The 11,834-nt window shown below is 58.7% G+C and carries 12 protein-coding genes; 6 read left to right on the top strand and 6 right to left on the bottom strand.

The genetic code is table 11. The features are described from left to right. Positions 1-41 precede the first annotated feature (41 nt). Positions 42-983, bottom strand: coding sequence for a fatty acid desaturase (locus AC1RO5_RS26925; protein ID WP_493178617.1), 942 nt, complete (start codon positions 981-983; stop codon positions 42-44). 342 nt (positions 984-1,325) lie between these two features. On the opposite strand from AC1RO5_RS26925, the gene AC1RO5_RS26920 reads away from it, so the two are divergent. Next, a complete protein-coding gene (locus AC1RO5_RS26920; RefSeq protein WP_493178615.1) occupies positions 1,326-1,745 on the top strand; it encodes a GNAT family N-acetyltransferase in 420 nt (139 codons plus the stop codon). Between the two features lie 19 nt (positions 1,746-1,764). On the opposite strand, the gene def is transcribed toward AC1RO5_RS26920, so the two are convergent. After that, complete coding sequence (gene def / locus AC1RO5_RS26915) at positions 1,765-2,304, bottom strand: peptide deformylase (RefSeq protein ID WP_413696860.1); 540 nt, start codon at positions 2,302-2,304, stop codon at positions 1,765-1,767. Continuing rightward, complete coding sequence (locus AC1RO5_RS26910; RefSeq protein ID WP_493178613.1) at positions 2,301-3,245, bottom strand: YihY/virulence factor BrkB family protein; 945 nt, start codon at positions 3,243-3,245, stop codon at positions 2,301-2,303. The genes def and AC1RO5_RS26910 overlap by 4 nt, the downstream gene beginning before the upstream one ends. A gap of 217 nt (positions 3,246-3,462) precedes the next feature. On the opposite strand from AC1RO5_RS26910, the gene AC1RO5_RS26905 reads away from it, so the two are divergent. Further along, complete coding sequence (locus AC1RO5_RS26905) at positions 3,463-3,840, top strand: hypothetical protein (RefSeq protein ID WP_007934758.1); 378 nt, start codon at positions 3,463-3,465, stop codon at positions 3,838-3,840. Positions 3,841-3,994: 154 nt separating this feature from the next. On the opposite strand, the gene fadD1 is transcribed toward AC1RO5_RS26905, so the two are convergent. Further along, positions 3,995-5,695: a long-chain-fatty-acid--CoA ligase FadD1 gene (gene fadD1, locus AC1RO5_RS26900; RefSeq protein WP_493178611.1), complete on the bottom strand. Its 1,701-nt coding sequence runs from the start codon at positions 5,693-5,695 to the stop codon at positions 3,995-3,997. A gap of 377 nt (positions 5,696-6,072) precedes the next feature. Further along, on the bottom strand, positions 6,073-7,761 hold the full coding sequence (gene fadD2 / locus AC1RO5_RS26895) for a long-chain-fatty-acid--CoA ligase FadD2 (protein ID WP_493178610.1): 1,689 nt from the start codon (positions 7,759-7,761) through the stop codon (positions 6,073-6,075). A 233-nt stretch (positions 7,762-7,994) separates the two neighbouring features. On the opposite strand from fadD2, the gene AC1RO5_RS26890 reads away from it, so the two are divergent. Further along, positions 7,995-8,939, top strand: coding sequence for an alpha/beta hydrolase (locus tag AC1RO5_RS26890; RefSeq protein WP_493178609.1), 945 nt, complete (start codon positions 7,995-7,997; stop codon positions 8,937-8,939). Between the two features lie 43 nt (positions 8,940-8,982). Beyond that, a complete protein-coding gene (locus AC1RO5_RS26885; RefSeq protein ID WP_019581456.1) occupies positions 8,983-9,453 on the top strand; it encodes a MaoC family dehydratase in 471 nt (156 codons plus the stop codon). A gap of 264 nt (positions 9,454-9,717) precedes the next feature. Here AC1RO5_RS26885 and AC1RO5_RS26880 read toward each other — a convergent pair whose 3' ends face one another. Beyond that, a complete protein-coding gene (locus tag AC1RO5_RS26880; RefSeq protein WP_493178607.1) occupies positions 9,718-10,185 on the bottom strand; it encodes a ferritin-like domain-containing protein in 468 nt (155 codons plus the stop codon). A 203-nt stretch (positions 10,186-10,388) separates the two neighbouring features. Here AC1RO5_RS26880 and AC1RO5_RS26875 point away from each other — a divergent pair, with 203 nt between their 5' ends. Both AC1RO5_RS26875 and AC1RO5_RS26870 read left to right on the top strand, forming a co-directional pair. After that, positions 10,389-10,625: a DUF3820 family protein gene (locus AC1RO5_RS26875; RefSeq protein WP_007949456.1), complete on the top strand. Its 237-nt coding sequence runs from the start codon at positions 10,389-10,391 to the stop codon at positions 10,623-10,625. A 25-nt stretch (positions 10,626-10,650) separates the two neighbouring features. Then, positions 10,651-11,832, top strand: a complete 1,182-nt coding sequence (locus tag AC1RO5_RS26870; RefSeq protein ID WP_493178606.1) for an aminotransferase class V-fold PLP-dependent enzyme — start codon at positions 10,651-10,653, stop codon at positions 11,830-11,832. Positions 11,833-11,834 lie beyond the last annotated feature (2 nt).

Here is an 11,834-nt window from a genome sequence, read left to right as displayed (position 1 = left end):
ACCTGTAGGAGCTGCCGAAGGCTGCGATCTTTTGACGCCTATCAATGAAACGGATGCCGTGGGCTATCGATTGCCCTCACCCCGTGCCGACGCACCAACTGGCCATAACCGTGCACCACAAACCCGCCACTGCGCGTCAGCCATTGCTCGCGACGCGCGCGGTACACCCGTGGCAAGTCGTACCAGGGCAACCCCGGCAAGTCGTGGTGCACCAGGTGCAGATTGAGATTCAGGAACAGCCAGCGCCACGGCCACCCCGCTTCATTGATGACGGTGCGTTGCTCCGGTTGCGCATGCGGACGGTGTTCATAGTAGGAGCGAATCATCGCAATCGACAGCGCCGGCACGCTGATCAGCAACAGGTAATGCCAGACCGGCAACACGCTGTAGCGTGCGATGAGCGCCAGCATCAGCAGCGTCAGCGCACCATGGCTCAGCCACATCAACCACGCTTGGCGCTCACCCGTTTTCAGCCGTTTCAGCTCCTCCCGCACCAGCGCCAGCAAGGCCAGTGGCGCACCGAGGACCAAGCGCCCCAGCACGGTTTTGTTCAGCCAGTGCAGGCCCTGTTCGAACAGCGAACTGCGCTGCCACTGTTCAGCGCTCAGGTAACGGCTTTCCGGGTCGCTACCTGGGATGGTCAGGTCTTCGTCGCGGTGATGCAGCAAATGGCTGTCGCGGTACAAGGTGTAGGGATACCAGACCGCAAACGGCGCATAACCGAGGACTTTATTCAGCATTGGCCAACGGGTGGGATGACCGTGCAGCAATTCGTGCTGCACCGACAACCACAACACCAGCAGTGGAATCAGCAACAACGTGCTCCACCAGAGCCCCAACCGGGCACTGCCCAGCACAATACTGAACCAGCCGACGTAAACGCCGATCAGCAGCAACCAGGTCGGCCACTCGGTGCGAGCGGTGAAACGTTGGCGCAGGGTTTCGATTTCTTCACGGTGGGCAGCGTCGAAGTAATGGGACATGGCTTTGCTCAGAACGGGAACCAATCCCCCTCTGTGCAACGGCACCGGGATTTCTTGCAGATTGTTTGGTTATTTCGATAGACGTAAAAAATCGGAGCCCGAGGACTCGGGCTCCGTTGACGCGGGATCAGTGGCCGAACACATTCACCTTCTTGGCCTTCTTGTCCGCGCGTTTTTCAATCGCGGTTTTCGCCGGTTTTTTCTTTGCGGCTTTCTTTGATTCCATACCTTTGGACATGATGCGTACTCCACTCACAGGGGGGATGTGAGATCAGGTATACACCTATCCCGGCGCGCGTGTTCTTTTATAATCTGCGTCCTGCCCACCGACTGTCCGAGCCCATGCCCAACACCCAGTACACCTTGCTCGACGAGCCATTATGGCCGTTGATGAACAAGTTCTACCGCGCCCACCAATCGTCGATGAAAGCGGTTCGAGACGCTCAATTGTGGGTCGCAAAACGTGAAGAGATCATCGCGGCGCTGTGTTTGCGGCCGGTGGCCGGTGGGCATTGGCTGACCGGGCTGTTTGTCGACCCGAGCTGTCGCGGACAAGGGATCGCCGCGACGTTGATCGCTCAGGCCGTCAAGCACCTTGAAGAGCCGGTCTGGCTGTTCTGCCATCCGGATTTACGTGGCTTTTATGAGCGTCGCGGTTTTACCTTCGACCCGCCCCTGCCCTACGCCTTGGCCGAACGGTTGAGCCGTTATGCGCGCAGCAAGCCGATGATTGCCATGGGTTTGCAACCAGGTTCGGCATAAACAGCGATCTTTGAGCGATTTAATCGTCTGCCGCAGGATCAAGGTCCGGGAACATCACTTCGGTAAACCCGAACTTGCTGAAATCAGTGATGCGCGAGGGGTATAACCGGCCGATCAAGTGATCGCATTCATGCTGCACCACGCGCGCATGAAATCCCGAGGCAATGCGCACGATCGGCTCGCCCTTGGGATCGAAGCCTTCATAGCGAATCTGCTGATAGCGATCCACCGCCCCGCGCAGACCCGGCACCGACAGGCAGCCTTCGAAACCCTCTTCGAGGGTCGCGCTCAATGGCGTGATCAGCGGATTGATCAGAATCGTCTGCGGCACCGCTTCGGCGTCCGGATAGCGTTCGCTGTGCTCGAAACCGAAGATCACCAGTTGCAGGTCGACACCGATCTGCGGCGCGGCCAGGCCGACCCCGCCGACGCTTTCCATGGTCTGGAACATGTCGTCGATCAGTTGCCACAACTCGGGGCTGTCGAACATTTCTGCCGGCACCGGCGGAGCAATGCGCAGCAGGCGTTCATCGCCCATTTTCAGAATTTCACGGATCATTTTATGACTTCGTCAGTGGTCGGCTGGATTGAGTGATCTCGTCCCAGTCCTGAGACATGCTGTTTGGGTTCTTCGTGTACCTTTTCGCCGGGTTTCTTGCCTTCGGACGACATGTGCTCGATCACCGCGTTCATTTCCGCACCAAGCAACAGCACCGCGGCTGAAATATAGAAGTACAGCAACAACACGATGATCGCGCCGATACTGCCATACATGGCGTTGTAGTTGGCGAAGGTTTTGACGTACAGACCAAAGCCCAGCGAAGCGACGATCCAGACCACCACGGACAACACCGCCCCTGGGGTGATGAAGCGAAACTCCTGTTTGACGTCGGGCATGACGTAGTAAATCAGCGCCACTGCCATCATCAACAGAATCACGATCACCGGCCAGCGCGCGATGGTCCAGACGGTCACGATGAAATCTTCAAGGCCCACTTGCGAAGCGATCCAGGCCATCACCTGCGGCCCGAGCACCATCAACGCAGCGGCGGCCAGCAGCATGCCGGCGATGCCGATGGTGTAGAAAATCGACAGCGGAAAACGCTTCCAGACCGGACGGCCTTCGACCACGTCGTACGCGGCGTTCATCGCACTCATCATCAGCCGCACACCGGCGGACGCGGTCCACAGGGCAATCACGATACCCACCGAGAGCAAACCACCCTTGGATTGCTGGAGCTGGTCGATCACCGGGTTCACCTGCTCCAGCGCCTGGGGCGGCAGCACCAGTTCCGATTGCAGGCGCAGCCAGGAGAAGAAGTCCGGCAAGTGCAGGAAGCCGATCAGGGCAATCAGGAACAGGATGAAAGGGAACAGCGAGAACAGCATCTGATAGGCGAGCGCCGAGGCATAGGTCGACATCTCGTCGTCGACGAACTCGGTGACCGTGCGCATCATCACACGATGCAGGGGCAGACCTTTCATGGTCGGGAAAAACATTAGCGTCTCGCCGCAAAAAGGTTGAAGTCATGGCGACTCAGGAGCCGTTTTCTACAACAAAGTAGCCTACTTGGCGACTTTGAAACAATTTCGTAGTTCGACCGTTGCGACATTTCATCGTTCTACGCAGATCAAGCTTTATGTTTGCAGGCTTTGCCCCGAGAATGCGCAACGTATTCAGGCCATGGTGCTGAAGATCCAATCCCGTAGGAACGTTATGAAACTCGATAAAAAGCAGGCCATTGCCCGCAGAAACCAGGAACTTGGCGGTGCCGTGCTTGGCGTCAATAACTGCCATTTCACCGAATTGAACCGCAACCGCAACATTTTCTGGTTCGATATCCCGGTAGCGCGCCTGGCCATTGGTCAGTACGAATGGATTCACTTGCTGATGCACACCCCGGACACCGACGAACTGCTGCACCTGAAAGTGCCAACGGTGTTCCTGCGCGAGAAGCTGGAAGGCCTGGTGGTGCGCAACCAGGGCAAACGCAAGGCCGCCCTGAGCCTGGAACTGAGCGCCGACAAGGACTCGTACCTGCAGGACATGCGCCCGGCGGGCACCAACGTCAATTTCGCGCAGTTCCGCCTCTAAGCAGATCGTTCCCACGCTCCGCGTGGGAATGCCGCCACGGACGCTCCGCGTCCGATGCTGGGACGCAGAGCGTCCCGGGCTGCGTTACCACGCAGAGCGTGGGAACGATCAGTCAGGCAACAAGAAGCCCCGCATCTGCGGGGCTTTTGTTTGATCAGGCGCTGACTTTCTTCACGCCCAGCTTTTTCAGCTCTTCGTCGCGCAACTCGCGGCGCAGGATCTTGCCGACGTTGGTGGTTGGCAGCGCGTCGCGGAACTCCACGGCTTTGGGCACCTTGTAGCCGGTGACGTTGGCGCGCATGTGCTCCATCACCTGTTCCTTGGTCAGGGTCACGCCCGGTTTGGCAACGATGAAGATCTTGATCGCCTCCCCCGACTTCTCGTCCGGCACGCCGATGGCCGCGCATTGCAGCACGCCCGGCAGGGTCGCCAGCACGTCTTCCAGTTCGTTGGGGTACACGTTGAAACCGGAGACCAGGATCATGTCTTTCTTGCGATCGACAATGCGCATGTAGCCATCGGGCTGAATCAGTGCGATATCACCGGTCTTCAACCAGCCTTCGCTGTCGAGTATTTCATCGGTGGCTTCCTGACGCTGCCAGTAGCCCTTCATGACTTGCGGACCTTTCACACACAGTTCACCAATGCCGCCCAACGGCTGTTCAACGCCGGCATCGTCGATGACTTTGCACCGGGTCGACGGCACCGGGATACCGATGGTGCCGATCTGGATGTTCTGGCTCGGGTTCACCGTGGCCACCGGGCTGGTTTCGGTCATGCCGTAACCTTCACAGATCGGGCAACCGGTGACCGCTTTCCAGCGTTCAGCCGCGGCCAGTTGCAAGGCCATGCCGCCGGACAGGGTGATTTTCAGGTTCGAGAAATCCAGCTTGCGGAACGCTTCGTTGTTGCACAGAGCAACAAACAACGTGTTCAAGCCGACGAAACCGCTGAACTTCCACTTCGACAGTTCCTTGACCATCGCTGGCAGATCGCGCGGGTTGCTGATCAGGATGTTGTGGTTACCGATCAGCATCATCGCCATGCAATGAAAGGTGAAGGCATAGATGTGGTACAGCGGCAGCGGGGTAATCAGGATCTCGCAACCTTCGTTAAGGTTGGAGCCCATCAGCGCCTTGCACTGCAGCATGTTCGCCACCAGGTTGCGGTGGGTCAGCATCGCGCCCTTGGCCACGCCGGTGGTGCCGCCGGTGTATTGCAGCACGGCCACGTCGCTGCTGGCCGGGTTGGCTTCAGCCACTGGCTGGCCATGGCCTTTGCTCAGCACGTCGTTGAATTTGATGGCCTTGGGCAAGTGATACGCCGGGACCATCTTCTTCACGTACTTGATGACGCTGTTGATCAGCAGACGCTTGAGCGGCGGCAGCAGGTCGGCCACTTCAGTGACGATCACGTGCTTGACGCCGGTCTTCGGCACGACGGTCTGGGCCAGGTGCGCCACGTTGGCCAGGCAGACCAGGGCTTTGGCACCGGAGTCGTTGAATTGGTGTTCCATTTCCCGCGCGGTGTACAGCGGGTTGGTGTTGACCACGATCAGCCCGGCGCGGATGGCACCGAAGACGGCGACCGGGTACTGCAACACGTTGGGCAATTGCACGGCGATTCGATCGCCTGGCTGCAAATCGGTATGCTGTTGCAGGTAAGCGGCAAAGGCACCGGACAATTCGTACAGCTCACCGTAGGTGATTGTCTTGCCCAGGTTGCTGAATGCCGGTTTGTCAGCGAAGCGTTGGCAGGATTGCTTCAACACTGCCTGAATATTCGGGTACTCGTCTGGATTGATCTCGGCAGCAATTCCAGCTGGGTACTTATCCTTCCAAAAGTCTTCGATCATGGAAGCCCACTCCTCAGCAACGCGAATTCAACACCGCATTTGATGCGATTATTATTGGTGTTTGTCTATTGGTGAATCTGGCTTTACATAGGCCGAGAAGTCACAAAGCGCGCCGAGAGTAGCAGCTTTGCCAAGGGCCGACTAGAGCCTAAATAGGCCTCTACAGTCACTTTGGTGACTCAAGACCATCAGGCAGTCATTTTAGAGCAAAAATCCTATACCTCCCTGAAAGCCGCTGAATTCGCGGCCTATAGCCTGAAAAGCTTCGCGGGCAAGCCTCGCTCCTACGGTTTTTTGTCGATCATCCGATGAGAATGACGCAAATAACTGTAGGAGCGAGGCTTGCCCGCGAATGCGCGTAGCGCAGCTTTCAATTGTTATGCGATATCACGCAACTCCCGCCGCAAAATCTTGCCCACCGGCGTCATCGGCAACGACTCACGCAACACGATGTGCTTGGGTACTTTGTACGCCGTGAAGTTTTCCTTGCAGTAAGCCTTCAGCTCTTCAAGGCTGACCCCCGACTCACGAGCCACCACAAACAGTTTCACCGCCTCCCCCGAACGCTCGTCCGGCACGCCGATCACCGCACAGTTGGCGACTTTCGGGTGGGCCATCACCACGTCTTCGATCTCGTTCGGGTACACGTTGAAGCCCGAGACGATGATCATGTCTTTCTTGCGATCGACAATACGCACGAAACCGTCCGGGTCGATCACCCCGATGTCGCCCGACTTGAACCAGCCATCGGCATCCAGCACTTCGGCGGTGGCTTCGGGTTTGCGCCAGTAGCCCTTCATGATCTGCGGGCCCTTGATGCACAGTTCGCCGCGCTCGCCCAACGGCTGCTCGACGCCTTCGTCGTTGATCACTTTCAGGGTTGTGCCCGGCACCGGCAGGCCGACCGTGCCGATGCGCGATTTGTCGCCGTAAGGGTTGGTGCAGGCCACCGGCGAGGTTTCGGTCAGGCCGTAACCTTCGGTGATCCGGCAACCGGTGAGCTGCTCCCAGCGCTCGGCGGTGGCCTTGACCAGCGCCGTGCCGCCGGAGTTGGTGAGTTTGAGGCTGGAGCAATCCAGGGTCTTGAAATCGGGATGGTCCATCAGTGCGACGAACAGCGTGTTGAGCCCCAGCAGCGCCGAGAACCGCCAGTTCTTCAGTTCCTTGATGAAGCCCTTGATGTCCCGCGGATTGGTGATCAGCACGTTGTGGTTGCCGGTCACCATCATGCACATGCAGTTCGCCGTGAAGGCATAGATGTGGTACAGCGGCAGCGGCGCGATCATCACTTCCTGGCCTTCGCGCAGCAGCGGCTGACCGTCGGTGCCCAGCTGACTGAGGCATGCCCGCGCCTGCTGCATGTTCGCCACCAGATTGCCGTGGGTCAGCATCGCGCCTTTGGCCAGCCCGGTAGTGCCGCCGGTGTATTGCAGCACGGCGATGTCGTCGAGACCGACGTTCAGCGGTTTGATGCCCAGGCCCCGGCCCAGACGTAGCGCGCTCTTGAAGGAAATGGCCTGCGGCAACGTATACGCCGGGACCATCTTCTTCACCTTGCTTACCACGGTATTGACCAGCCAGCCCTTGGCGGTGGGCATCAGGTCGCCCATCTTCGCTTCGATCAGGTACTGGATGTCGGTGTCGGGCAGCACTTCCTGGACCTTCTGTCCGAACACGTTCAGGTACACCAGCGCCCGGGCACCGGAGTCCTTGAACTGATGACGCATCTCCCGCGCGGTGTACAGCGGGTTGGTGTTGACCACGATCAGCCCGGCACGCAAGGCGCCAAACACGGCGATCGGGTAATGCAGGACGTTGGGCATCTGCACCGCGATGCGATCCCCCGGCACCAGGTCGGTGTGGGCTTGCAGGTAACCGGCGAACGCAGCGCTGTAACGTTCCAGTTCAGCGTAGGTCAGGGTCACGCCCATGTTGCTGAATGCCGGGCGGTCAGCAAATTTCTTGCAGGAACGCTCGAACACCTCGATCACCGACTTATAGGCCTCAAGGTCGATATCCAGGGGCACGCCGGCCGGGCGTTTGTCATTCCAGAAATCAGGTTGCATTGTTCTTGTCCTCATTACCTGAATCTATCCGGGGCCGCTTTTTCTATCACTTCTGAAAAGCGGTGCTTCCCGGACACTAGCAGCTATGGTGAATCAGGCAAATATGCGCACGGTCCTCATTGATCCCGTGAATCTTGCTGCCCCGGCGCGGCCTGATCAGACGGCGCGCGCGGGATGCGCTATACAATGCAACGACGCCCATGCCCCATGCAGTCCCATGCAAAGGAATCGCCATGATCCATGACACTTTCTGGCTGACCGCGAGCGACCGCAGCCGCCTCTTCGTCAACCAGTGGCTGCCGGCTGCGCCGCTCAAAGCCGTGATCCTGCTGGCCCATGGCATGGCGGAACACAGCGGTCGCTACGCTCGTCTGGCAGAAAAGCTCTGCGAACAGGGCTACGGTGTTTACGCGCCGGACCTGCGTGGACATGGCAAAACCGCTGAAAACGGCACCCTGGGCCACTTCGCCGACAACGATGGCTGGTGCAAAGTGGTCGGTGACCTGGCCAGCCTCAACCAACATATCGGCCAACAGCATCCCGGCACGCCGATCGTGCTGTTGGGCCACAGCATGGGCAGCTACATCGCCCAGGCTTACTTGCTGCACCACAGCGCCAGCCTGCACGGGGCGATTCTCAGCGGCTCGAACTTCCAGCCCGTGGCGCTCTATCGTGCAGCGCGGCAGATTGCTCGTCTCGAACGCCTGCGCCAGGGCCCCAAGGGTCGCAGCGCGTTGATCGAATGGCTGTCATTCGGCTCGTTCAACAAGAAATTCAAACCGGCTCGCACCTCGTTCGACTGGCTGAGCCGCGACCCGGCCGAGGTCGACAAGTACGCCAACGACCCGCTCTGCGGCTTTCGCTGCACCAATCAGCTATGGATCGATTTGCTCGGCGGCTTGCAGCAAATCAGCAAAGCGTCCAATCTCGCCCAGATCGATCCGGGCCTGCCGCTGCTGGTGATTGGCGGCGAATGTGATCCGGTGAGCGAAGGCAAACGTCTGAAAGATCTGGCCCACGCCCTGCGCGACGCTGGCTGCCAGAGCCTGCACTTGAATATTTACCCGCAGGCCCGGCACGAACTGTTCAATGAGAGCAATCGCGATGAAGTGACTGCCGACGTGCTGAACTGGATCGCCCAGGCCTTGAGCAACCGTCGGCCACCCAGAGCCGAATAGTTTTTTTGTGGATTCATTTAATTCGTCACAGGAATCGAGACAGATGACCCAGGTTACCAACACCCCTTACGAAGCCCTCGAAATCGGCCAGACCGCCAGCTACAGCAAAACCGTCGAAGAACGCGACATTCAGTTGTTCGCCGCGATGTCCGGCGATCACAACCCCGTGCACCTGGATGCCGAATTCGCCGCTGCCTCCATGTTCAAGGAGCGCATCGCCCACGGCATGTTCAGCGGCGCGTTGATCAGCGCGGCGGTGGCTTGCGAGCTGCCTGGGCCGGGGACTATTTATATCGGTCAGACGATGAGCTTTCAGAAGCCGGTGAAGATTGGCGACACGCTGACTGTGCGCCTGGAAATTCTCGAGAAAATGCCGAAGTTTCGTGTGCGGATCGCCACTCGCGTGTTCAACCAGCGTGATGAGTTGGTGGTGGATGGCGAAGCGGAGATTCTGGCACCGCGTAAACAGCAGACCGTGACATTGCCGACGTTGCCTGCGATCAGCATCGGCTGATTCATCGCTCATCCGTGGCCTGGATGGGCTTCTGTGGCGAGGGAGCTTGCTCCCGTTCGGCTGCGCAGCAGTCGTAAAAGCTGCTCCGCGCCGGAACAGGTGAATCGAGGTGCCCGATTGGGGGCGCTGCGCACCCCAGCGGGAGCAAGCTCCCTCGCCACAAAAAGCCCCCCTCGCCACGGTGAATGCAGCGTTTCGTTCTCCTACAATCCCGAACACAAAAAAACGCCAGACTCGCTGGCGTTTTTGATAGGTAACGAACGCTTACGAACGTGCACGAGCCTGGTTGCGCAGGGCTTTCACCTGATCGTGATTACGTTGCACGCCGTGGTACTGGCGTTCAACGGTGTCACGAATACTCACCAGATTGTCCTCGTTGATTTTTTCCAGCGCTTTCTTGTAAGCCTTCTTCGCGTGGTCTTCACCACGCTCAGCTTCGTTCAGCACCGCCTCTTCATCTTTGCCGGTGAACATCGACTTCACATCGACCCAACGGCGGTGCAGATCACCGCTGACACTGGTGGAGGTTTCCGGATCACCGCCCAGGGAACGCACAGTGGCCTGCAGCTCGGCAGCGGCAGAGGCGCAGTCGGCGGAGCGCTGAATGAACAGATTTTTGAGTTCGGGATTCTTGATGTCTTCAGCGCAAGTCTTGAACCCTTCTTGACCATCTTTACAGGTTTCAATCAGGTCGTTGAGTACAGAGATCGCTTCTTTATTGATGTCGGTCATTTTTCAATTCCTTGCGGTTGATGAAAGATGCAGTCAGTCATTGCACCCCGCATGCCAGCTTCGAATTGATATTTTTTACTTAAATTTCAATACGTTAGATTTTACGGTGAAATCTGTATCCGCTTTTTTTGCATGATCTGTCAATTGGCCTGCATGCAGAATGCCTGTATTTTCCAGACTGTTTTAAATCAAGACGACTGATGATGAATCCCGAAAAGCTCGAACTGCTGATTACCCGTGAAATGCCCTTCGGCAAATACAAGGGCCGCATCATCGCTGACCTGCCCGGCCAGTATCTGAACTGGTTCGCTCGTGAAGGTTTCCCTCACGGGGAACTGGGCGGTTTGCTGGCCTTGATGCAGGAAATCGACCACAACGGTCTCTCGGAACTGCTCGAACCGCTGCGCGCCAAGCACGGCAAACCTGCCCCTCGTCACTGACCCGCCCTACTTCACCGAGTCGCTCATGCCCGATAACGCCCGCCGTACCCGCGATGAAGCCTTTTGGCGGACCTTTGCCGACCGTTATGCAGTCGAACCCGGCCCCCTGAACCTGGAGAACGGTTACTTCGGGCGCATGTCACGCACCGTGGTCGAGGAGTATCAGCGCAACATCGAGTTCATCAACCGCGGCAGCTCGGTGTATGTGCGCCAGCGCTTCGAACAGGACGAAAGCGTCAAGATTCGCGCACAGCTGGCCGAGCTGATCGGCGCCCCGGCCGAAGCCGTCGCCTTCACCCGCAACGCCTCGGATGGCCTGCAATCGCTGATCCGCAACTACAATCGCCTGGAACCGGGCGATCAGGTCCTGCTGTGCGATCTGGAGTACGACACGGTCAAGAGCGCGATGCGTTGGCTGGCCCGCTATCGAGGCGTGGAAGTGATCGAGATCGAGCACCGTCACCCCGCCAGTTTCGACAGCTTGCTGACCACGTACCGCGAAGCGTTCGTGCGTTATCCGCGACTGAAGCTGATGGCCCTGACCCACGTCACCCATCGCACCGGCCTGGTGATGCCGGTGCAGGCGATTGCCGCTGCCGCCAGGGAGCATGGCATCGATATAATCCTCGACGGCGCCCATGCTCTCGGCCAGATCGAGTTCAACCTCGATGAGCTGGGCATCGCCTTTGCCGGCTACAACCTGCACAAATGGATCGGTGCGCCGCTGACTCTCGGCTTCATTTACATCGCGCCCGAGCGCCTGGCCGACATCGACCCGGACATGGGCGAGATGCATTTCCCGATCACCGACATTCGCGCCCGCACGCCATACAGCACCCCGAACATCCCGGCCCTGCTGACCCTGCCGCTGGTGTTCGAAGAGCATCAGACCATGGGCGGTTCCGTCGCCAAGGGTGCACGGCTCAATTACCTGCGCAACCGCTGGGTCGATGCCGTTCGGGGGCTACCGGGGATCGAAGTCATGACCCCCGATGACCCGCGCCTGTATTGCGGCATTACCTCGATGCGCTTTACCGGGCATGCCGACCAACAAGTGATGGTCGAGCGCCTGCTCAACGACTACAACCTGTTTACCGTGGCGCGCAGCGGCGCAGCATGTGGCCCGTGTATCCGCATTACGCCGGGGCTCACCACCACTGCTGCCGACATGGATCGGCTGGCCCGGGCGCTGAGTGAATTACGCTGACG

The sequence above is a fragment of the Pseudomonas sp. GW822-FHT02G04 genome (assembly GCF_058802085.1).
Note: the sequence above shows the minus strand (reverse complement) of the source record. Positions and strands in the feature narration are given on the sequence as shown.